This is a genomic window from Pseudoduganella violaceinigra DSM 15887 (genome assembly GCF_000425385.1).
GTDB lineage: Bacteria > Pseudomonadota > Gammaproteobacteria > Burkholderiales > Burkholderiaceae_D > Rugamonas > Rugamonas violaceinigra.
On sequence record NZ_KE384361.1, the window covers coordinates 2,811 to 24,245 of the forward strand.

Sequence of the window (21,435 nt, forward strand, 5' to 3'; positions counted from 1 at the left end):
CACGATCACCGGCACCAATGATGTCGTCAGCATCACTAGCGGTGGACAGTCCGGATCTGTGGTTGAAGATGCCGCTCCGCAGCAAGCAAACGGCATAATTAGCTTCAACGATGCCGACTTGATTGACGTCCATATGGCGTCGTTCGTTCCCCACGCCGGTGCCTTGGGTGTGTTCGCCCTGGCGGCAGTGGCCGAAAGTGCTTCCACAGAGAATGGCCAGGTTGGCTGGACCTACACTGTTAATAATGCCGCAGCCAATCACCTGGCTGCTGGTGAAAGCGTCACCGAAACGTACACCGTCAAGGTGGATGACCTGCATGGTTCGTTCACCACCCAGGACGTTATGATCACGATCGCCGGCACCAATGATGTCGTCAGCATCACTAGCGGTGGACAGTCCGGATCGGTGGTTGAAGATTCGGCTCCCCAGCAAGCAAACGGCACGATCAGTTTCAATGACGCCGACTTGATCGACGTTCATGCTGTATCGTTCTTACCGCATGCCGGTGCCCTGGGCGTGTTTTCCCTGGCGCCAGTGGCGGAAAGCGCATCCACCGAGGGGGGGCAGGTTGGCTGGACCTACACCGTTGATAATGCCGCAGCCAATCGCCTGGCTGCTGGTGATAGCGTTACCGAAAACTACACCGTCAAGGTGGACGATCAGCATGGCTCGTTCACGACTCAGGATGTCGTGATCACGATCACCGGTACCAATGATGTCGTCAGCATCACCAGTGGCGCTCAATCCGGATCGGTAGTCGAAGACGCCGCTCCGCAGCAAGCAAACGGCACGATCAGCTTCAACGACGTCGACTTGATCGACGTTCATACTGCATCGTTCCAGCCTCATGCTGGTGCCTTGGGTGTGTTTGCGCTGGCGCCAGTGTCGGAAAGTGCATCAACCGAGAATGGCCAGGTTGGCTGGACTTACACCGTTGATAATGGCGCCGCCAATCATCTGGCTGCTGGTGAAAGCGTTACTGAAACCTACACCGTCAAGGTGGACGATCTGCATGGTTCGTTCACCACCCAGGACGTAGTGATCACGATCACCGGCACCAATGATGTCGTCAGCATCACTAGCGGTGGACAGTCCGGATCTGTGGTTGAAGATGCCGCTCCGCAGCAAGCAAACGGCACGATCAGTTTCAATGACGCCGACTTGATCGACGTTCATGCTGCGTCGTTCGTACCGCATGTCGGTGCCCTGGGTGTGTTTGCGCTGGCGCCAGTGTCGGAAAGTGCATCCACCGAGAATGGCCAGGTTGGCTGGACCTACACTGTTAATAATGCCGCAGCCAATCGCCTGGCTACTGGTGAAAGCGTCACCGAAACCTACACCGTCAAGGTGGACGACCAGCATGGCTCGTTCACGACCCAGGACGTCGCGATCACGATTACCGGCACCAATGATGTTGTCAGCATCACCAGCGGAGCGCAGGCCGGATCGGTGGTTGAGAATGGCGCTCCTCAGCCGGCAAGCGGAACGATCAGTTTCAATGACGCCGACTTGATTGACGTCCATACTGCGTCGTTCGTCCCCCACGCAGGTGCGTTGGGAGCGTTGGCACTGAATGCCGTTAGCGAAAGTGCCTCCACCGCATCCGGACAAGTTGGCTGGACCTATACGGTGGATAACATCGCCGCGAATCATTTGGCGGCAGGCGAAACCGTCACTGAGATTTACACCGTTAAGGTGGACGATCAGCACGGTTCATTTGCTACCCAAGACGTCTCAATTACGATTTCTGGCACGAACGATGCCGTAAGCATCACAAGCGGCGCCCAGAGCGGCTCGGTAACTGAGGATGGCGTTCAACAGCAGGCCGCCGGCACGATCAGCTTCAACGACGCAGACCTGATCGATGTCCATACCGCGTCCTTTGTTCCGCACGCAGGTGCCCTGGGCGTATTTTCCCTCGGATCAGTCTCAGAAAGCGCCGCGACCGAGTCTGGTCAGCTGGGGTGGACCTATACGGTCAACAACGCTGCCGCGAATTTCCTCGCCGCGGGCCAGACAGTTACGGAGACCTACACGGTAACGGTAGATGACCAGCACGGATCGACCACTAGCCAGGATGTCGTCATTACCATCACCGGGACCAACGATGCGCCAGTATTGAATGCCGCCGCTTCTCCTGTCCTGACCAGCGTGGCGGAGGATGCGGGAACGCCATTTGGCGCCGTCGGTACGCTTGTTTCCAGCCTGGTCAACCTGAACCCTCCAGTTGGGGGCCTGGACAACGTGAGCGATGCCGATAGTGGTGCGCTGACTGGCATTGCGATGACCGATGCCAACACAGCGAACGGCACGTGGTGGTACTCGACCAATGGAGGCGTCAATTGGTCGGCCGTCGGTTCCGTCACGAATAGTTCGGCGTTGTTGCTGGCCGCAGACTCCAGCACACGGGTCTATTTCCAGGGAGAGGCAGATTTCAACGGGGTTGTGGCCAATGCCATTACGTTCCGCGCTTGGGACGGAACGAGTGGCACCGCTGGCACAAAGGCCAGCACCGCAATCAACGGCGGCACTTCCGCTTTCTCCAGCGCGACCGATTCAACGAGTATTCTGGTGACGGCGGTTAACGATAACCCGATCGCTATTGCCGACCGTATTATTGTATCCAACGGTACGCTGATCACTATTTCGACCAGCGCGCTGCTTGGAAACGATACGGATATTGATGGTTACTCGCTTGATATCACCAGCGTCAGTTCCGCCAGCGGCATTACCGGCCTCCAATTGGATACCGCGGCGGGCACGATCAGCTTCACTAGCGGCGATACCGCCGGCGCATCGGCAGGTAGCTTCAGCTATACGGTATCGGACGGCGCCGGTGGAACCGCGACTGCCACCGTGACGATCGATATCCGGACCGTGGGAACCGGCAATGGCGCCGATACCATTGACCTTAGTTCGGCCGGCGCCTATCAAGTGTCGTACATCGATGGCCGCGGCGGGGCGGATACGCTGACGGGCGGCGCCGGTGGCGATGTCTTTATCGGCGGGACAGGCAATGCGGCCGATACCCTGACGGGTTCTGCCGGCAATGACTTGCTGGTCGGCGGGGATGGCAATGACACGCTCTCCGGCGGCGCCGGCAACGACGTGCTGCGAGGAGGCATGGGCAGCAACGACGCGATGGATGGCGGCGCGGGCAGCGAAGATATGCTCGATTTTTCCGACGCGACGTCAGGCATCAGTTTTACCCTGGTACAAAGCGCGAGTTCGACGAATATCGCCAATGGCACCGGCGGCCTTGGCAATAATGACAATTATAAGAATATCGAAGGCGTGATCGGCACCGCATTTGCCGATACCATCAACGGCAGCAGTGGGAATGACATCCTGCGCGGCGGCACCGGGAACGACACGCTCGACGGCAAGGGCGGCAACGACCTGCTTGACTTCTCCGATGGCGCAGCGGGTATTACCTTCACGCTGGTGAACAACGGCAGCGGGACCGTATTCGCGACTGGTGCGGCAAACCTTGGTACCGACACATATTCCGGGTTCGAAGGCGTGATCGGCACTGCTTACGCCGATACCTTGACCGGTTCCGCATCGGCCGACCAGCTGCGCGGTGGCGGCGGCAACGACGCCATCAACGGCCTGGCCGGGGATGACCGCATCGTTGGCGGCACTGGCGCCGATATCCTTACCGGTGGCGCCGACAATGACACCTTTGTGTTCGACACTGCCCCGAATGCCGTCGATTCGATCACTGATTTCAATGCTTCCGGCTCGGTGGCAAGCGGCGACACGATCGAACTGTCGGCAGCAGTTTTCACCGCTCTTGCCTCAACCGCCGGCAATACCTTGGCGGCGAGCGAGTTCGCTGCACTGGATGGCGGCGCGGCATCGGACGTTGTTGGCGGCGCCGTCCGCGTGATTTACGACAGCGCCACCGGCAATCTGTATTACGACTCCGATGGCTTGGGCGCCGCGAACCGCACGCTGATGGCGCATCTTGCGCTGGAAAACCCGGCCGATACGTTCGACCAGAACGATATCAAAGTCGGTCTTTGATCACCTGACGATGGATCGGCCTCAGCCATGAAACCACTATTCAGCCTGCTCAAGCGTCCGCTCCTCTTTGTGGCGGGGCTATCCTTCTTCGTCAACTTGCTGCTGTTGGCGCCGGCGCTTTTCATGCTCCAGGTTTTCGACCGCGTGCTGACCAGCCAGAGCAAGGACACCTTGCTGGTCCTGCTGCTTGGCATGGCCATCGTGTTCGCCTTGATGCTGATGCTGGATTACCTGCGCAGCCGCCTGCAGGGCGTCATTGGCGGGCTGGTCGCCGAGCAGCTCTCGCCGACGGTGGCGAAGGCGATGCTTGAAAAGACCGCGCGCCGGAGCGGGCGTGTCCCGGCGGAAGGACTGCGCGACGTGGCGGCCCTGCGCAACCTGTTTTCCGCCCAGGGCCTGCTGGCGCTCTTCGATACGCCTTGGGCCGCGGTGTACATCGCGGTCATCTGGATGGCGCATCCGCTGCTGGGGCTTGGCGCCGCCGGGGCATCGCTGCTGATGCTGGCTCTTGCGGTGGCGAACGACCGGATCACGCGCGGCGGCATCGAGGCCTTGCAGAAGGAAGCGTCGGCGGCGACACGCTATCTCGAGTCGTCCATGCAAAATGCCGAAGTGGTGCATGCGCTGGGGATGGGCGAGGCCCTGGTGGGGCGCTGGCAAGGAATGAACGCCCGGGTCACCGAGCTGCAAGGCCCGACGGCGCGCAGGTCGGTGGCCATGGCGGCCTTTACCCGCTCGGCGCGGCAAGCGGTGCAGGTGCTGATGCAGGCACTCGGCGCTTACCTGGTCATCAGCGGGGAAGGAACTCCGGGCATCCTGGTAGCGACCACCATGCTGCTGGGGAAGGCATTGTCGCCGGTAGAGCAGGTGATCGGCAGCTGGCGCGTATTGGCGGAGGCCCGTCTGGCGTTTGCCCGCCTGGCGGTTTTGCTCGATGCCGTCGAATCCCAGCCGGAGCGCATGAAGTTGCCAGCTCCCTCGGGGAAATTGCTGGTGCAAGGCCTCGTTTTCCGCGCGCCGAACAGTGAACGGATGATACTGGGCGGCGTTGCATTGAGCCTGGATCCCGGCGAGGCGCTGGCCATCATCGGGGCCAGTGGTGCCGGGAAGTCCACACTGGCGCGCCTGTTGACCGGCCTCTGGAAACCGAACGCGGGTTCTGTGCGCCTTGATGACGTGGAATTGACGCAATGGCCGCGTGAAGACCTCGGCCCCTGGATCGGCTATGTGCCGCAAGACGTGGAGCTGTTTGCTGGCAGTGTCGCTGACAATATCGCCCGGCTCGGCGCGGTCGATTCCGAAAAAGTGGTGCGGGCGGCGCAGCGGGCCGGTGTCCATGCCCTGATTCTGTCGCTGCCGGATGGCTATGATACGCGCATCGACGAGATGGGCGTGGTGCTCTCGCCGGGGCAGCGCCAGCGCATCGCCCTGGCACGCGCGCTGTACGGAGAACCCAGGCTGCTGGTGCTCGATGAACCGAATTCCAACCTTGACGGCGCCGGTGAAATAGCGCTGGCCGAAGCGCTGAAGGGCTTGCGCGGGGAGGTCACGGTTGTCGTGGTGACCCATCGCAGTACGCTGATCCAGCATATGGACAAGATGCTGGTCTTGGAAGCCGGCCGGGTACAGCACTACGGCAGCGTAGGCGAAGTGATGGCGGCCATGCAGCAGCCTGCCGCGGGCAAGGGAGGCGCACAAGTGGTGGTGATGCCGCGTACGGCGGCCGAGGGGAGGGCATCATGATGACTACGATGAATGTATTGGCGGCAAACGATCCGGTGCTGCCGCACGTGAACGAGGCGCGCCGCCTGACTCGTTGGGGCATGGCTGTCGTGCTGGGAGGCCTGCTGCCGGTGGCGGCCTGGATGGGCTTCGCGCCGCTGTCGTCGGCGGTGGTGGCGCAGGCTTACGTCAAGGTGGACCTGAACCGCCGTCCCGTACAGCACGCCGAAGGCGGCATCGTGCGCCAGGTGCTGGTGCGCGATGGCCAGCATGTGCGCCAGGGAGAACCGCTGCTGGTGCTTGGCGACGTTTCCGTGGCCGCCGACCGCAATCGGCTCGACTATCGGGTCAGGGCCGAGCAGGCCAGCCTGGCGCGGCTCGACGCCGAGCAATCCATGGCCAATGCCGTCAGTTTTCCGTCCGATGTGCTTGAAACGGCGCGCACTGATACGCGCCTGGCCGAGCAGATTGCCAAGGAACGCTCGCTGTTCGACGCGCGGCGCGACGCATTGCTCGGGCAGGTGCGCTTGCTGCGCGCGCAGCGGGACAAGGTGGCAGAGGAGACGGTCGCGCTACGCGCCCAAATCACCCAGGCCAGCGAGTCGATGAAATTCCAGAAGCAGGACCTCGACAACAACCGCAAGCTGCTCAAGGATGGCTACATCTCCGCCACCCGCATCGCCCAGCTGGAAGGCCTTGCGGCCGACTACGGCGTCAAGGTCGAGGAGCGCCGTTCGGAACTGGCTCGCGCCGAACAGCGGGCTGTTGACATTGACCTGCGCATCCGCTCAATGGAAAGTGAATATCGTCAGCAGGCCAGCGACCAGCTTAAAGTTGCGGCCGCACGCCTGTCCGAGATCGAGCAGGAGCAGCGCAAATCGGTCGACGCCTCGACCCGCCAGGTCATCACGGCTTCCGCCAGCGGCGAAATCATCGACTTGAAGTATTCCACGCCCGGATCGGTGATCCCGCCGCGCGAAACGATTGCAGATATCGTGCCGGATGACACGCGCCTGGTGACCGAGGCGCGCATCCGCACCGAGGACGTCAGCCGCATCCATCGCGGACAGTCCGCGGAAATCCGCTTTACCGCCTTCAAGTACCGCACCACCCAGCTGATACGTGGCAAAGTGGTCTACATTTCAGGCGACCGCTTGCTGGATCGCGCGAACAATATGCCGTATTTTTCGGTGCTGGTGGAGGCCGACCAGGCAGCGCTGGAGAAGGCCGGCGATATGAAACTGCTGGCCGGCATGCCGGCCGAGATTTACATCGAAGGCGAACAAAGAACCCCGCTCCAGTACCTGCTGGAGCCAGTGACTCAGGTGCTGCGCCACGCGGTGCGTGAGCGCTAAAGCCGCTTCAGCGCAGCGAGGCCTGAAACTCGGGGCTGGTAACAGTGCCGAACGTAAAGCCTGCGGCGATCAGTTGTTCGATCAGGCTTTCCAGCTGGCGTATTGCCCGTGTATGGGTCTCGTGCATCAGGATGATGCCCCCTTTGCGCGCCCTGGCCTTGGCCACCACGTGCCCGACATAATCGCGGCGGTACTGACGCAGCACGCCGCAAGCGTGGGCGTCCTTGCGGGCCACGACCCCAGACCGCTCAAAGGCCCAGTCGCAGGAATCGATATGCCAGCCGACGATCTTGTAACCGCGCTGGTGGATCAGCGCATTCCCTGCGCAAGTGGCATTCCCGTAAGGATAGCGGAACAATTTGGGACCGTTGAACTGCGAAACCAGCGCATCGCCGCGCACGATTTCGTCAACTTGCTGCGCGGCATCCAGTTCGTGAAAATTCGGATGGCTCCACGAGTGGTTGGCCACCACCTGGTGGCCTGCCTCGCGCACGCGCGCGACCAGCTCGGGGTGCAGGGCAGCTTTTTTGCCGATCATGAAGAAGGTTGCCGAAATGCCGTGCTGCGCCAGCACGTCCAGTACCTGCTCGGTTTTGCCGGGCTGGGGACCGTCGTCGAAAGTCAGCGCAATCCTGTTGGTGGGCGGCGGGGTCAATATCTCGGATTCATAACGGCAACTGCCTTCCGGCTCCTCCGGCGGCGCGGCCGGTTTTTCCATCAGGCGGGCCAGGTGCAGGTGGCGGATCTTGGCGCTCTCGATGTCGGTTGGCGACTTCGGGGCTGGGCCGAGGTCCGGCGAGATGGTGAAGCTTCGGGCTTCGGCGCTGAGAATGGCGCAACAAAGAAGCATGACCGTTGCAGTCTGCATCAGGATTCGGCCGGCGGGAAACAAGGACTTCATGAGAGGCAATTGCTGAGTCGGAACGCTATCTTATCCGAACTCCGGCAGCCCCCCAAAGGCGCCACGCGTCCGGCAGGGCGGTGTTGTGATCTGTTCCCCACATTAGAGTGATTTTTTGACTAATTTGCAAGGGATATTTAATACATGAATATGTCTTAATAGCAATGTTTATTGATTTCTTAGGCGCGGTCGAGCAGCGTCATGAAATTTACGGACAGTTGACTGCCGCGGCCAGCGGCAGCAAGCTGGAAACACCCGGCGGCCCGCATTGCCAGTCGGCGTTGCGGGGGCCATCGGCCAGAAGGACTTTACTCTTCCAGGCGAGGAGGGACGTTGCCGCAGTCGCTGCCCTTCCAGCGCGCTGTCACTTCCTGGCTTGCATGGACGTCACCGCCTTGCGCCGGAGCGCCGTTAGGCCCGGTCATCTTGCCGTCGCCGACCATCTTGAAGCGCCATTCCTTGGTGCTTGGCACCATGTATTCACCGATGCCCTTGTAGCCGCCACCTTGCGGACCCATGCATGAGGCATTGAACTTGGCGCCCGAGCTGCTGGCCGAGATGATATCCAGCTTGCATCCTCGCGCCGATTCTTCCATCTTGCGCTTGATGCGGTCGGTATCGATACCCTTGGCAACCTGGGCCGGGGTCAGGCAGGTCTGCACCGTCCCGCCCGCGCCGCGATTGCCCATCTGTTCCTGCATCTCCTTGCGCTGCTCTGGCGTCAGGCGCGCCATCATTTTTTCCTGGCTCTTGCGGATTGCCTCGTCAACGTTCTGGCCGTTGATCAGGGTGACGCGCGTTTCTTCCCACAGCCCGGGGGCCAGCTTGAGGGGGATGATCTCGGCTTGGCTGGACAGGCAGATGGCGGCCAGACTGGCGCCGAGGGCCAGGTCTTTGATGCAGAACTTCATTTAATGCTCCTGTTGGCGAAAGGAGCGAATAGTATCAAATGATCAACGGGAGGCGTCGCGCGCTTCGCGTTCGACGATGACATAATGCTTGCGCACCGGCTCCAGCACTTCGAACACGCCTCTGAAGCCGGCCGGAATGACCAGGGCGTCGCCTGGACCCGCTTCAGCGGCGTGCCCTTGTTCGTCGATCACGCGGCAACGGCCCTCCAGCACACAGAAATACTCGTCCTTGTTCTCGGCGAAGGCGATGCGCCAGCTACCTCGCTCGCAGGCCCAGATCCCGGCATGGACTTCGCCGCTGGCATTGCTGAAGTGGCTCCAGGTGGTACGCAAGGGATTGCCCGCCAGCCGCCGCTCTTCGCGTGGATGGTCGTATTCAGGTGTGGGCGACTGTTTGCTGAATTCGGTGATGGTCGGCATGTCTTATTTTGTACGGGCCGGTGGCGGCACTCTGGCCAGCAAGCCGTCGTTCAATTCATAGGTATCGAAATCCCGGGCGAGCAGCAGATTGCCGCCGTAATGCTGGCGTGCTTCGGCTGCCACCTCGGCCATTCCTTCCGGGGTATCGTAGCGGGCGCTGAAATGGGTGAGGACCAGGTTCGGTACCGATTCCGCCGTGGCGAAGCGCGCGATGCGCTCGACCGAACTGTGTTGCGGACCTGGCCCGACTTTCTGCAGCACGGCCTCAGTATAGGTCGCTTCATGCACCAGCACATTGGCGCCGTCGCAAGCCTCGGCCAGCAAAGCAGGGCGGTCGTTGTCGCCGCCGATCACCGCGACGGCGCGCTCGGTGTGCTGGCTGCGGAACTCAGCGGCTTGCAAGATCGTGCCGTCGTCCTGGCGCACATCCTTCCCGTGCTGCAGCAAGCCCCAGGCCGGGCCGGGCGGTACGCCGCGGGCGCGCAGGGCGTCACTATCAACCTTCCATGTCGTCTTTTCGAGGCTAAACTTAAAGCCGTAGCTCGGCACCCGGTGGGAAAGCGGGAAGCGCTCGATCAGCAGGCCATCCTGGCGGTGTACTTCCTTCTGGCTGGCCACGTCGATATGGATGATGTCGAAAGTCAGGAAGAGCTCAGTGTGCAGGATGGTGGCATCCAGCCATGCCTTGACCCCGGCCGGCGCGATCAGAATCAGCGGCTTCTTGCGGCCGGTCATGGAAGCGCTCGCCAGCAGGCCGGGCAAGCCGTAGCTATGGTCGCCGTGGATATGGGTGATACAGATCCCCACCAGGTCGTGCACGGTGAGCGGAATGCGCTGCAACTGGTGCTGGGTCGCTTCGCCGCAATCGACGAGCCACCAGTCGCGGTTGATAGTTGAGTGCAGGGCCAGCGCGGTCACATTGCGCTTGATGGTTGGTACGCCCGACGACGTGCCAAGGAAGGTGAATTTCAGCATGCCACATTATGCCGCATCAGGTGCATTCGTGGCCAGGGCGCGACAGCCGGCGCGGCCCGGCGGGCCATTTCCTTGTCCTGGCGAGCCATGCCGACGCGCTGGGCTAACCCAGCGTTAAGATGGGATGTGTTGGCTGGTCGTTTCGAATACCTACTTCAATGATCGGAGACACTCAATGCATACTCGTTTGCGCAGTACGTTTTTGGCCGCGCTAGTGTTCCTCACCCTCGGGGGACAGGCCTTAGCAAATACCCTGACTCAAAACGTTTCGTGGACCATCGACCGTCCGGGCACCACCACCAAATACCGGGTGGTGGCCTATGGCGACTCGATCTATGCCGGCTATAACGGTTCGATCAGCAGCGCCGCCAAGTATTCGGCGCCGACGGTGGATGCGGAATACCTGTCGGCCCTGTGGAATGCGGATATCGAAAGCGTGCGCCGCGCGAAATCAGGCGCCGTGGCGTCTGACGTCTACAACAACAAGATTGTCGCAGAGCGATCTTATATGCAGGCCAGTAATACGCGCGTGGTCACCTTCGAAATGTGCGGCAACGACGGCCTGCAGGCGCGCTCTGCCTTCAAGGGCCAGACCGGTACTTGCGACGATTCCGTCCTGACCGCGGCCGAGAACAGCTGCAAGACCTACGTTGCGGCGGCGATGGACTATATCAATGCCAACGCCTATGCGGGCGTCAAGGTGAAGGTGATCTCGAACCTGCACTATCCCGGTTACGCCGCCGACAATGTGCAGAGCTCCTGCAAGGATCCGAACACAGGCGCCACGGTCAACATGCAGCAGAAGTTCCTGCCGGCCCTGGCGCGCATGAACTTCGTGATGTGCGATACGGCACGCCAGAAAGGCTTCAAGTGCGCAGATAATTTCGCCCAGTACATGGGGGCGGACTACGACAGCAATGGCGACGGGATCGTCGATTCCGAAGGCCTGCGCTACGTGGATGGCGAGAGCCAGGCGAGCTACGTCGCCAGGATCACCTCGACCCTGCGCCCGACGATTCGCGATGCCAACAGCCATTTCGTATCGTCCGGCAGCAGCTACGACTACATCCAGTCCGATGACACGCACCCGACCTATACTGGGGCCACGGTGAGCGCGGGCCTGTTCGGCGGTACGACAGGAACCGGCGCGCCGCGCTACGGCTCTTTCAGCGGCGGCAAAAACCCGATCTGGAACCAGTTCGGGCATGAGCGCATGGGGTGGGCCGTTTCGGTCTATAACTCGCCGACTCCTTGATGGTAAAGCCACCGCGTCCACCAGGCCAACCGGCAGGCAGCGATGCCGCCGGTGGCGGGAACGCGTGGCGTCCGCACCGCGGATACCTGGCGGCGGCCCTGTTGTTGGCGGTGGGGGCCTTCACGCTGGTGTTCTTCCTGTGGTTCTTCTCGCAGCCGGACGGTGAAGCACCGCCTGCGGGAATCGTTTCCAGGGAGCCGGTGCCAACAGCAGTAGCCCCAGCCAACGCCACGCCGCCGCCCGCCACGGCGGCACAATCGACGGCGCCGGCAGCCCGTGGGCCGGAAGGTGATGCGGACCCCACGCGCGATTTGAGCCACTATGTGATGCGCGGTGAGAAGCCGACCATGGGTGAAGTCATCAAGCGCCTGCATGAGAATGGCGTGCATACCGGTCTTGGCGCCTTCAATCCGCCGGGAACCAGCCCGCCGCTGGTAGGACTCGCCGTACCGAAGGACTTTGTGCTGCCCCCGGGCTATGTGCGGCACCACCAGACCACCGATGACGGCCAGCCGATCGATCCGATCCTGATGTTCGCCCCCGATTTCCAGCTGTATGACGCAGCCAATAAGCCCGTCGCCATGCCCAAGGACCGCGTGGTGCCGCCGGACCTGGCGCCGCCCGGACTGCCGTTGCGGCGCATCTCCATCCCACACCCGATAGATTTCTCCGGCCAATGAAACGAACAGCATGCATATTTGCCAGTGCCGTGCTTGCGGCGCTTTACGCCCAGGGCGGTCCGGCCTGGATTCTCGGATTCATATTGCTTGTGCCTTGGCTGCTGGTGCTTGAGCGTGTACGCACGGCAGCCGGCACGCTGGCCTGCGCCTGGGCAATGTCGGTGGCATTCACTGCCGGGGGCTTCGCCTGGTTCGGCGCTGCGCTGGGGCGCTATGCGCAGATCGGGGAGACCGGAGGCATTGCGGTGCTGCTGCTTGCCGCGCCATTGTTCCAGCCCCAGTTCTTTGCCTTTGCCATGGTCCGCCATATCGGGCGGGGCCGCTTTGGTCCCATTCTGCGCGTGCTTTCCGCCTGCTCGGCATGGATTGCGGCCGAATGGCTGTTGCCGCGCATCCTGGGCGATTCCCTGGGCTATGGGCTTTACCCCTCGCGCCTGATGCGCCAGGCGGCCGATCTTGGCGGCGCCGCAGGCCTTACCTTGCTGCTGTTGCTGGTGAACGAAAGCGTTGCGGCGGCGCTCAATAGCGGCAGGAATGGATGGCGCACCGTCGCCCGTCCTCTTGCCGTCGCCGCCCTGGTACCCGTTCTGATGGCCTTGTACGGCACGGTTGCTATGCCGCCGACTCCTGCGGCAGGGGGCAAGCCGCTGCGTATGGGGTTGATTCAGTCCAATCTCGTCGACTACGAAAAGCAGCGGCGGGAAAAGGGCGCGTACGCCTTTGTCAGGGAGCTGCTCGACAGGCATTTCTCCATGAGCTACCAGGCAGTGACGGAGCAGCGTGCGGAAGCGTTGCTGTGGTCGGAAACTGCCTATCCGACTACCTTCGGTAATCCGAAGAGCGAAGCGGGCGCCGAATTCGATGCCGAGATCCGGCGCTTTGTCGATGCAGCCGGCGTGCCGCTGGTTTTTGGCACGTATGACCGCGACAGCGCAGGCGAATACAATGCCGCAGCCTTCCTGCAGCCTGGCGCGGGCATCACCGGCTTCTACCGCAAGACCCACTTGTTCCCGTTCACGGAGTATCTGCCCGCCTGGCTGGACGGGCCGCTGCTGCGCCGCCTGCTGCCGTGGAGCGGCAACTGGAAACCCGGCAACGGTGCGCGTGTGCTGCCATTGCGCCTCGCTGGTGGCCGGGAGATCCCGGTGCTGCCCTTGATCTGCCGCGACGACGTCGATGCCGGATTGGCCATCGATGGTGCCCGGCTTGGCGCCCAGGTGATACTGACCATGTCAAACGATTCCTGGTTCAGCGCTGATGGCCCGGGCGCGCGCCTGCACCTGGCTGCGGCGGCGTTCCGCAGTATCGAGACGCGTCTGCCGCAATTTCGCGTCACCAGCGACGGCTATAGCGCGGTATTCGATGCCAGCGGCGAAATTTTGACGGCAACCCGGGTTGGCGAACCGGCGCTCCTGATCGCCGATGTGCCGCTGCGCTCGGCCAGCCCAACCTTGATGGTCCTGTGGGGCGACTGGGTGGGCATGGCCTCGGCCGCCTTCCTGATTGCCCTGGCCGCCAGAGCAGCGCTACGGTCGTGGCGCGTTTCCGGCCGCGGCTGGCCGGAGTTGGCGCGGGGTCCCGAAGCGTTTCCCATGCGCGTGTACCTGCTGCCATTAGCATCGCGTATTGCCGTTGGCGTCGTGCGTGCGGGCGGGCGCATCGGCCTGCTCAGCATCTGCCTGGTCTTGCTGCTGAACGAATCCTTCCGCAGCAATACGCTGGCCCAGATCCGCTGGTTCGCGCTGCTCTTCCTGGTGCCGGAAGTCGTGTCGTGGTGCGTATTGCTGGCCTTTTCCGCCCAGGCATCGGTCAGCAAGGGCAAGCTGGTCTTCTCGCGCGGCCAGCAAAACATGGAACTCGCGCTGGCGGAAATCTCCGCCGTGCAGGCCTGGCGGCTACCGCTGCCCGGGGCCGGGGTGTCGTTGCGGCTGGCAAGCGGCGCAGTCTGGCGCCATGGACTGGCGCTGCCCAATCCGGCTGCGTTCACGAAAGCGCTTGCCGCTGCCGGTGGCCCGCAGCTGACAGCCCCGGCGCGGACGTTGCTCGATGTGTACACCCAGGCCCGGCTTGCGCTCGGGCGCATGCGGCTTGATCATCCACTGGCCAAGTTTGTACTGCTGCCACTGATACTGGCAATTCCTGCCTTCCACCTGCACCAGCACATCGCATACGGCAGCGCGTTCGGCGAATACTACAGCTTCGGCCTGGCGGCCTACCTGGATGCCTTTGCTCTGTGGTGGGCGGCGTGGACAATCGGCGTCGTGCTGGGGGCTGCGTTGCTGAGGGCCGTCATCGAAGGCGCGACCCTGCTGGCGGCGGGGTTGCGGCCCGGACAGGCAATCCGCATCCGCGGCAACGCCGAGAGTGCCGCGCATGTCGCCTTGTACGTCGGCCTGCCCGCGTGGCTCCTGTGGCGGATATTCGGCAGTTAAGCAGCGTGTCAGGCGGTCGGGCGGATATCGAAGGTGGCGGCGGACGGCGCCGGCTCCGTTTCTTCCTGAACCAGGACGCGGCTGACGCGGGCTGCGCCGGGCCCCCGGTGGGACCAGTCAATGATGGCTTGCTCCGCATCGGCCGGACCATGGATGCTCGCTTCCACAGCGCCGTTGCTGCGGTTGCGCACCCAGCCGGCCAGACCCAGCGCGGTGGCGCGTTCGGCGAAGGCGTAGCGGTAGCCCACGCCCTGCACCAATCCTTCGATCATCAAACGTTTGGCCATCACATTCTCCAGTTGACCCGGTTGCGGCCCGCTTGCTTGGCGCGGTACAGCGCCGCGTCGGCGGATTCGAAGAGCGCCGGGGCGCTTTCCTCACCACCCGGCGGCAGGGTGGCACCGCCGATGCTGACGCTCAGCACCGGGCCGGCAATGGAACGCTCATGGGGCACCAGCATCTGCGCGACCGCTTCACGGATGCTCTCGGCGACATGCAGCGCCTGCGCCGCGTCGGTTTCCGGCATCAGTACCACGATTTCCTCGCCGCCGTAGCGCGCTGCCACGTCGCACGGCCGCCGCATGGCGCCGCGTGCGGCGCGCGCCACTGCGCGCAGGGCGCGGTCGCCGGCCGGATGGCCGTAGTGGTCGTTGTATTGTTTGAAGCAGTCGATATCGAGCAAGGCCACCGACAGCGCGTGGCCATGGCGCGCGGCGCGCTGCCATTCGCTTTGATAGATTTCGTCGAAGCGGCGCCGGTTGGCCAGTTCGGTCAAGCCGTCCATGTGCGCCAGGTGCTGCAGCATGCGGCGCTGGCGCACCACTTCCAGGTGGGTGGCGACGCGCGCCATCACGACCGTGGTGTTGAAGGGCTTGGTGATGTAGTCCGCCGCCCCCAGCTTGAGGCCCTTGGCTTCGTCTTCGGGACGGCCCATGCCGGTGATGAAGATGACTTCGATGTGGGCGGTGGCGGGATCGGCGCGCAGGCGGCGCAGCACTTCGTAGCCGTCCATATCGGGCAGCATGACGTCGAGCATCAGCAGGTCCGGCAGGTGACGCTGGGCGCGCTCGATGGCCTGTTCGCCGGTCTTTGCCAACAGCACTACGTAGTCCTGCTTGAGCAAGGTGGCCAGCACTTGGCGATTGATGCCGTCGTCGTCCGCGATCAGGACTTTTTGCGTTTCCTCGCTCATGCGCTCACTTCCATATCGACCTGCAGCGCCCGGGCAAGTTCGGACAGCGGCTTCAATCCTTCATGATATTCGATTTCATCGACGGCACGCTGGATCTGTGCCAGCAAGGCGGCATGGGAAGAGCCCGCCAGGAGTGCGCCCAATTCAGCGAGCAGGTCCTCCGCGCGGGCGTCGTCGGCCCGCAGGTAGCCATCCAATTGGCGCAGCAGACGGCGGTAGTCGGCGCGCTCGGGCGTGCCGGCGCCTGCCGCAGGCTGCAGGGCATTGGAAAAACCAGCCAGGATGGTTTCCAGCGATCTGGCCATGCTGGCCGCTTCCGTGGCGCAGCGATCGGTGCGCCCGTCGCGGATGCCCGCTTCGACAATGTCGGAAAGCTGGGCCAGTCCCGCGGCGCCCAGGTAAGTGGCGCTGGACTTCAGGTTGTGTGCCAGGCGTTCCACGGGCGCCCAGTCGCCGCCGGCCAGCGCCGCCGCCAGCTGGTCCGGACCCGCGCCGTACTCATTGCAGAAGCTGCGCATGCGCTTGGCGAGGATGGCGGGATTGCGGTCGGCTCGCGACAGGGCGAATTGCCAGTCAACGCCGGCCAGCGGCGGGAAGGGCGCGGCGGCGGGAATTTCGGCGGGGGCGGGCGCGGCAGCCGGTGTGCGGCCCGCAAGGCGCGCCGGGTCGATCCATTTCAGCATGGCGCGGAACAATATATCGGGGTTGATCGGTTTGGTAATGTGGTCGTTCATCCCGGCCGCCAGGCTTTTGGCCTGGTCTTCCGGCATGGCGTGGGCGGTCATGGCGAGGATGGGCAGGCCGCGCAGCGCTTCGACGGCGCGGATCTGGCGCGTTGCCGACAGGCCGTCCAGTCCCTGCATCTGCACATCCATCAGGACCAGGTCGTAGTCGCCTTGCTGGACCATGCGCACCGCTTCGGCGCCGTCGACGGCGACATCGGCCTGCACGCGCACGGTTTCCAGGAAATCGAGCGCGACTTCGCGGTTATTGGCATTGTCTTCGACCAGCAGGACACGGGCGCTTTGCAGCCTCGCCAGTTCTTCCGGCGGCAAGGCGCGCTGCTCGCGCTGCACGGCCGCAGCCAGGGTCAGCTCCGGCCGCAGCACCTGCAGCAGGCTGTGATACAGCAGCGCCGGGCCGACCGGCTTGGTCAGGAAACCCTGCAGCGGCAATTCGCCTTCCTGCTGCAGCACCGCTTCGCGCGTGCAGGCGCTGACCATCAGGATCGACGGCGGCGCGGCGAAGCGCGGGTCGGCGTGGATGCGGTGGATGGTTTCCACCCCGTCCCAGCCCGGCATCATGTAATCCATCAGCACGACCTGGTAAGGCGTACCGCTTTCGACCGCACGCACCAGCATGTTCAGCGACTGTTCGCCGGAACTGGCGCTGTGGGCCGCCACGCCGAAGGACGCGAGCATTTCGACCAGGGCGTCGCGGGCGGTGGCGCTGTCGTCCACCACCAGGACACGGGCTTGCAGGGCAGCGCCCGGGGTTGGCATGCCGTCCCCGGTGGCAGTGCCGATGCCGAGTTTCACCGTGAAGCTGAAGCGGCTGCCGACGCCGGGCGTGCTGGCGACCTTGATGCTGCCACCCATCAGTTCGACCAGCTGGCGCGAAATGCTCAGGCCAAGGCCGGTGCCGCCGTATTTGCGGGTGATCGAATTGTCGGCCTGGCTGAAGGACTGGAACAGGCGCGCCAGCTGTTCTTCGTTCATGCCGATGCCGGTGTCGCTGACGCTGAAGCCCAGCGTAATGCCGTCGGCCGAGCGTTCGACCGCTTTGACCGCCACCACGATTTCGCCGCGTTCGGTGAATTTGACGGCGTTATTGGTCAGGTTGATCAGCACCTGCCCCAGGCGCAGCGGATCGCCGAGCAGCGCTTGCGGCACGCCGCGTTCGACGCGGAACACCAGCTCCACTTTGCGCGCATCGGTCTTGACGGCGGTCAGGGTGGACAGGTGGTCGAGCATGTCGTCCAGGCTGAACGGCACTTTTTCCAGCGCGAGCTTGCCGGCTTCGATCTTCGACAGGTCGAGGATGTCGTTGATGATGCCCAGCAGGTGCTCGCCGGCGCCGAGGATCTTGGACAGGTAGTTGCGCTGCCTCGGGTTCGGATCGGCCATCAGCGCCAGGCGGCTCATGCCGATAATGGCGTTCATCGGCGTGCGGATTTCATGGCTCATATTGGCCAGGAAGTCCGATTTCAGGCGGGTCGCCGCTTCGGCGCGCAGCATGGCGTTCTGCATGGCCTTGGTGCGCAGGCCAAGGATGCGCATGAACACCAGCATATCGAAAGCGTTGCCGAACTGGAGGGCGTGCATGGTCCAGAAATTGGCCGCCAGCTTGCCGCTGATGACCTGGCTCAGAACCACGGACGACATGAAACTGACCGCCCAGCCGACCAGGAAGTAGATGCCGACCGCATCGCCGCGGCGGGCGCGCATGAAGGCACCCGGCAGGCCAAGCAGCATGGGCAGCAGGCCCAGCGTGCTGACGATCATGACCAGGATTTCGACGCTGATGACGTCGAGCCCGTAGGCCAGGGCGACCACGCCGGCCAGGGCGGCGCCGGATTTCATGAGCAGCGAGAAGACCCGGTCCACGCCGGGGCGGGCCAGCGCCTGCTCCACGAACAGGTAGCCGCCGCAGGAGGCCATCAGGGCAAAGAGGCCGCCGGCGTGCAGCGTCATCCAGACATTGTCGCGCCAGAGGTATTGGCTGCCCAGGCCGAAGAATTCCAGCGAGAACAGCGTGGTACCGGCGATCAGCAGGGAATATTTGCCGAACAGGGGTTCGCGCAAGTTGGCCCACTGCGCCAGGCTGTAGAGCAGCAGGCAGAGACTGAGGCCGATCAGGATGCCCTGCATCATCTGCTCGGTCAGCGCCTGCGCGTGGTACACCGTGGCTTTGGAGAACTGGATGGGAAGGATCATCGAGCCATTGTTCTCGATGCGCAGCAGGACGACGTGCTCCTGCCCCGGCGCCAGGCGCAGCGCCGCCGCGGGCGTGCGTCCGCCGGCGCCCGGTTCAAGCACCGGTTGCAGATTGCCGGTCACCGTGTGGCTGTGCAGCCTGCCATCGGTGGCTGCGAATACGTCGACGCGATTCAGCTGCGAGAAGTCGATATTCAGGGTCCACTCACCACTGTCGGTGGCCGGCACCACCACCGGTATGCGGACCCAGACCACGGTACCTTTGTTGACGCCCAGCGTGGCATAAGCCGAGTGCGGCTTGCTGAACTGGCTGGCGGCGGCCAGGGCGCCGGCCGGGGTCAGTGCGCCGCCGGGATCCTTGAGGATGGTGACTGCGGGCCATGCGTCGTGCGCACCGGCGCGGTCGTCCAACAACAACGGCGCGGCGGAAGCCGCTTGCGACAGCAGCAGGAGCAGGGCAAGGATAAAGCGCATCAACATGGCTGCTGGCCTCCGGCGGTTCGGCGGCCGGCGAGGCGTGCTTCCAGGGCATTCATCCAGCCCGGGGCCTTGGGATCGTTGCCCCAGTTCTGCACCGCCTGGCCGACCTGGTTCAGGACGGCGGGCGGCAGTTTCAAGGGACGGGTCTCGTTCATCAGGAATTTGACGGTGAACTGGTAGCCGAAGATGCGGGTGATCATGCGGCAGATCGAAAAGCCGGGAAGGACCAGGCGCAGCAGGCTGTCGATGCCGCGCACCAGGCCCATACCGGCGGCGAACAGGATGCAGGAAACCAGGTTGACACGCTGGTTGAGCGCCAGGTCGACGCGGGCGGCATCGCCGCACAAATAGCGTGTCAGCAGTACCGGGAAAGGTTTCAGGATACGCAGCGGAATTTCGTCCTGCATCGCTTTCATGAGGGCGGCGCCGAGCGCCGGGCGCGGGTCGGGCAGGTACGGGGACAGGCGGGCCCGCGCCTGGATGGCGTTGAAGCTCGCTTCGGCCTGTTCCATCGTCTGCGGCATCAATGCGGTTTCAATGCCGAGAAGGTGGCCGACCACGTTCCAGGTATGCAGGTAGGCTTGCTCGTCCTGCTGCGGCAGCCCCAAGCCAAGGCGGCGCAGGCCGCGCAGGAAGATGTAGTGGAAGGTCAGCAGGGTGTAGGCCAGTTCTTCCTGGTTGCAGGGCAGGCCGTTGGCGGCGACATCCCAGCCGTTGTTGTACAGCGTGTCGTACATATTGCGGCAGGGCGCATCGAGCGGCTCCACCGCGATGCCGCCGTCGGCGATGGATGCAGACGGATTACCGCGCAGGATCAGGTGGCGGATGGTGGCGTGGATCAGGCGCACCTTGAGGATCTGGGCGATGCCGGCACCTTCCGCCGTTTCCAGGCCGCCGCGCATCATGACGGGGAAAATCATTGCCGCCGTCGAGCGCACGCGGTAGTCGCAGTGGGCTTCCAGCTGTCCAGCCACGTGCAGCACGCCGGCCAGGTCGGGGACCACATAGCATTCCGGCAGGCTGGCGCAGAAAAGCAGGCTGCAGGAGAGCATGCTCATGTCGAAGAACAGTTCTTCCGCGCGGGCGATCTGGCGGGCGTCGGCCCAATCGGGCAGGCGCGCCGCGTCCGCCAGAAAAGCTCCCAGGGCGGCGGCGATCGGCGCCGGCGTGCCTTCCGGCGCGCGCCAGCCCGTGACGATGGCGTTGGACTGCCAGTCGCCCAGCAAACGGTTGACGATGGCGATCGCATCCCATTGGCTGCCGTCGTGACCCGCCAGGATGGCGGCAATGGCGTCATCCGCGAGGGGATCGGCGCGCAGGGTTGGCGCCGCCGGAGCAAGTTCGCTCATGCCGCGGCCCTCCAGCGCGTCCAGCCGCACAGCGCGGTCAGGAGGGGGATGCCCATGGCGAACAAGGCGATGGTGCGCGTTTCGATCGGGCTGCCCTGGACCGCCTGGAACGCCATGCTGCCGCCGTAAATGATCAGGGGGACCAGGGCATACAGCGGCGTCACCGGGCTGCTGGCGACCGCCGGTTTGCCGCGCAGGGTAGCGCGGAAGCCGTAGATGATGGCGAAGGACACCGCCATCCAGCCGACGAAGCCTTGCAGGGTTTCGCCGAACCAGCCGCCATCGGTTTTGGTCATGATCCAGGCCTTGAGCGTGAACACCATATAGGGATCGGCGCCCAGGTCATAGGCCGTGACAATCATGGCCGCAATAAAGGACATCACCATCGATTGGCGCGCCGACGGGGCGCCGTCGGTTGGCGTCTGCCACACGATCAGGTTGGCGATCACATAGGCCACGTAGCACAGGGCGAACCACATCAGCGGAATGATGAAGGGTACTGAGCCGATGCGCGGCCCGAGCACGTCGGTATAAGTGTAGGAACCGAAGAACCAGCCCTTTTGCGCACCCAGCTCTTCGGCGATCCAGCCCAGCACGATGCCGATGATGACGAAGCGCAGTGCCGGGCGGGGTCCCAGCAGATGACTGGCGCTGGCCCAGCAGCAGCCGAACATCAGGATCGAGCTGAGCACCAGCAGGACCGTGGTTTCCCCCCAGCTGCGGACCGACAGGGCGGCGATGAAGGCCGCGAGCAGCAGCAAGGTGATACGGGGCAGTTGGTTCAGCAAGGGCTTCAT

The 21,435-nt window shown here is 63.6% G+C and carries 15 protein-coding genes; 6 read left to right on the forward strand and 9 right to left on the reverse strand.

Annotated features, from left to right (window positions below; translation table 11 throughout):
* Positions 1 to 58 precede the first annotated feature (58 nt).
* Genes H597_RS35430 through H597_RS0127845 form a run of 3 tightly spaced genes read left to right on the forward strand, consistent with a single transcriptional unit; the run spans position 59 to position 7,107 of the window.
* Positions 59 to 4,030 carry a beta strand repeat-containing protein gene (locus H597_RS35430; protein ID WP_028105015.1) on the forward strand — a complete coding sequence of 1,324 codons (3,972 nt, stop codon included), beginning with the start codon at positions 59 to 61 and terminating at the stop codon, positions 4,028 to 4,030.
* Between the two features lie 27 nt (positions 4,031 to 4,057).
* Positions 4,058 to 5,773 (forward strand): type I secretion system permease/ATPase, encoded by a 1,716-nt coding sequence (locus H597_RS0127840; RefSeq protein ID WP_028105016.1) that lies wholly within the window; start codon positions 4,058 to 4,060, stop codon positions 5,771 to 5,773.
* Positions 5,770 to 7,107: an HlyD family type I secretion periplasmic adaptor subunit gene (locus tag H597_RS0127845; protein ID WP_028105017.1), complete on the forward strand. Its 1,338-nt coding sequence runs from the start codon at positions 5,770 to 5,772 to the stop codon at positions 7,105 to 7,107. Before H597_RS0127840 ends, H597_RS0127845 begins: the two co-directional genes overlap by 4 nt.
* 7 nt (positions 7,108 to 7,114) lie before the next feature.
* Here H597_RS0127845 and H597_RS32730 read toward each other — a convergent pair whose 3' ends face one another.
* The 4 genes from H597_RS32730 to H597_RS32735 all read right to left on the reverse strand — a co-directional run bounded on the left by H597_RS32730 (position 7,115) and on the right by H597_RS32735 (position 10,314).
* Positions 7,115 to 8,008 carry a polysaccharide deacetylase family protein gene (locus tag H597_RS32730; protein ID WP_051294163.1) on the reverse strand — a complete coding sequence of 298 codons (894 nt, stop codon included), beginning with the start codon at positions 8,006 to 8,008 and terminating at the stop codon, positions 7,115 to 7,117.
* Between the two features lie 308 nt (positions 8,009 to 8,316).
* Positions 8,317 to 8,919: a DUF3617 domain-containing protein gene (locus H597_RS0127855; protein WP_028105018.1), complete on the reverse strand. Its 603-nt coding sequence runs from the start codon at positions 8,917 to 8,919 to the stop codon at positions 8,317 to 8,319.
* A gap of 42 nt (positions 8,920 to 8,961) precedes the next feature.
* Positions 8,962 to 9,339: a cupin domain-containing protein gene (locus H597_RS0127860; RefSeq protein ID WP_028105019.1), complete on the reverse strand. Its 378-nt coding sequence runs from the start codon at positions 9,337 to 9,339 to the stop codon at positions 8,962 to 8,964.
* Between the two features lie 3 nt (positions 9,340 to 9,342).
* Positions 9,343 to 10,314, reverse strand: a complete 972-nt coding sequence (locus tag H597_RS32735) for a ribonuclease Z (protein ID WP_035375409.1) — start codon at positions 10,312 to 10,314, stop codon at positions 9,343 to 9,345.
* A 175-nt stretch (positions 10,315 to 10,489) separates the two neighbouring features.
* On the opposite strand from H597_RS32735, the gene H597_RS0127875 reads away from it, so the two are divergent.
* Genes H597_RS0127875 through lnt form a run of 3 tightly spaced genes read left to right on the forward strand, consistent with a single transcriptional unit; the run spans position 10,490 to position 14,681 of the window.
* Positions 10,490 to 11,569 (forward strand): SGNH/GDSL hydrolase family protein, encoded by a 1,080-nt coding sequence (locus H597_RS0127875; protein ID WP_028105020.1) that lies wholly within the window; start codon positions 10,490 to 10,492, stop codon positions 11,567 to 11,569.
* Entirely contained in the window at positions 11,569 to 12,249 is a 681-nt protein-coding gene (locus H597_RS0127880) for a hypothetical protein (protein WP_028105021.1), read from the forward strand. The genes H597_RS0127875 and H597_RS0127880 overlap by 1 nt, the downstream gene beginning before the upstream one ends.
* On the forward strand, positions 12,246 to 14,681 hold the full coding sequence (gene lnt, locus H597_RS0127885; RefSeq protein WP_028105022.1) for an apolipoprotein N-acyltransferase: 2,436 nt from the start codon (positions 12,246 to 12,248) through the stop codon (positions 14,679 to 14,681). Before H597_RS0127880 ends, lnt begins: the two co-directional genes overlap by 4 nt.
* 8 nt (positions 14,682 to 14,689) lie before the next feature.
* Here the strand turns inward: lnt and H597_RS0127890 are convergent, their stop codons facing one another.
* From H597_RS0127890 to H597_RS0127910, 5 genes are read right to left on the reverse strand one after another with little or no spacing between them, the layout of a single operon-like run.
* A complete protein-coding gene (locus H597_RS0127890; protein WP_028105023.1) occupies positions 14,690 to 14,968 on the reverse strand; it encodes an acylphosphatase in 279 nt (92 codons plus the stop codon).
* A complete protein-coding gene (locus H597_RS0127895) occupies positions 14,968 to 15,873 on the reverse strand; it encodes a diguanylate cyclase (protein WP_028105024.1) in 906 nt (301 codons plus the stop codon). Before H597_RS0127895 ends, H597_RS0127890 begins: the two co-directional genes overlap by 1 nt.
* Positions 15,870 to 19,283, reverse strand: coding sequence for a hybrid sensor histidine kinase/response regulator (locus H597_RS0127900; RefSeq protein ID WP_229632265.1), 3,414 nt, complete (start codon positions 19,281 to 19,283; stop codon positions 15,870 to 15,872). Before H597_RS0127900 ends, H597_RS0127895 begins: the two co-directional genes overlap by 4 nt.
* Positions 19,283 to 20,638: an oxygenase MpaB family protein gene (locus tag H597_RS0127905; protein ID WP_035375440.1), complete on the reverse strand. Its 1,356-nt coding sequence runs from the start codon at positions 20,636 to 20,638 to the stop codon at positions 19,283 to 19,285. The genes H597_RS0127900 and H597_RS0127905 overlap by 1 nt, the downstream gene beginning before the upstream one ends.
* A complete protein-coding gene (locus H597_RS0127910) occupies positions 20,635 to 21,435 on the reverse strand; it encodes a carotenoid biosynthesis protein (RefSeq protein WP_028105027.1) in 801 nt (266 codons plus the stop codon). The genes H597_RS0127905 and H597_RS0127910 overlap by 4 nt, the downstream gene beginning before the upstream one ends.

What these genes read in the sequence shown, in the direction of transcription:
- H597_RS0127840 (WP_028105016.1), top strand. Translation starts at nt 4,058, where the DNA reads ATGAAACCACTATTCAGCCTGCTCAAGCGTCCGCTCCTCTTTGTGGCG.
- H597_RS0127845 (WP_028105017.1), top strand. Translation starts at nt 5,770, where the DNA reads ATGATGACTACGATGAATGTATTGGCGGCAAACGATCCGGTGCTGCCG.
- H597_RS32730 (WP_051294163.1), bottom strand. Translation starts at nt 8,008, where the DNA reads ATGAAGTCCTTGTTTCCCGCCGGCCGAATCCTGATGCAGACTGCAACG.
- H597_RS0127855 (WP_028105018.1), bottom strand. Translation starts at nt 8,919, where the DNA reads ATGAAGTTCTGCATCAAAGACCTGGCCCTCGGCGCCAGTCTGGCCGCC.
- H597_RS0127860 (WP_028105019.1), bottom strand. Translation starts at nt 9,339, where the DNA reads ATGCCGACCATCACCGAATTCAGCAAACAGTCGCCCACACCTGAATAC.
- H597_RS32735 (WP_035375409.1), bottom strand. Translation starts at nt 10,314, where the DNA reads ATGCTGAAATTCACCTTCCTTGGCACGTCGTCGGGCGTACCAACCATC.
- H597_RS0127875 (WP_028105020.1), top strand. Translation starts at nt 10,490, where the DNA reads ATGCATACTCGTTTGCGCAGTACGTTTTTGGCCGCGCTAGTGTTCCTC.
- H597_RS0127880 (WP_028105021.1), top strand. Translation starts at nt 11,569, where the DNA reads ATGGTAAAGCCACCGCGTCCACCAGGCCAACCGGCAGGCAGCGATGCC.
- lnt (WP_028105022.1), top strand. Translation starts at nt 12,246, where the DNA reads ATGAAACGAACAGCATGCATATTTGCCAGTGCCGTGCTTGCGGCGCTT.
- H597_RS0127890 (WP_028105023.1), bottom strand. Translation starts at nt 14,968, where the DNA reads ATGGCCAAACGTTTGATGATCGAAGGATTGGTGCAGGGCGTGGGCTAC.
- H597_RS0127895 (WP_028105024.1), bottom strand. Translation starts at nt 15,873, where the DNA reads ATGAGCGAGGAAACGCAAAAAGTCCTGATCGCGGACGACGACGGCATC.
- H597_RS0127900 (WP_229632265.1), bottom strand. Translation starts at nt 19,283, where the DNA reads ATGCGCTTTATCCTTGCCCTGCTCCTGCTGCTGTCGCAAGCGGCTTCC.
- H597_RS0127905 (WP_035375440.1), bottom strand. Translation starts at nt 20,638, where the DNA reads ATGAGCGAACTTGCTCCGGCGGCGCCAACCCTGCGCGCCGATCCCCTC.
- H597_RS0127910 (WP_028105027.1), bottom strand. Translation starts at nt 21,435, where the DNA reads ATGAAGCCCTTGCTGAACCAACTGCCCCGTATCACCTTGCTGCTGCTC.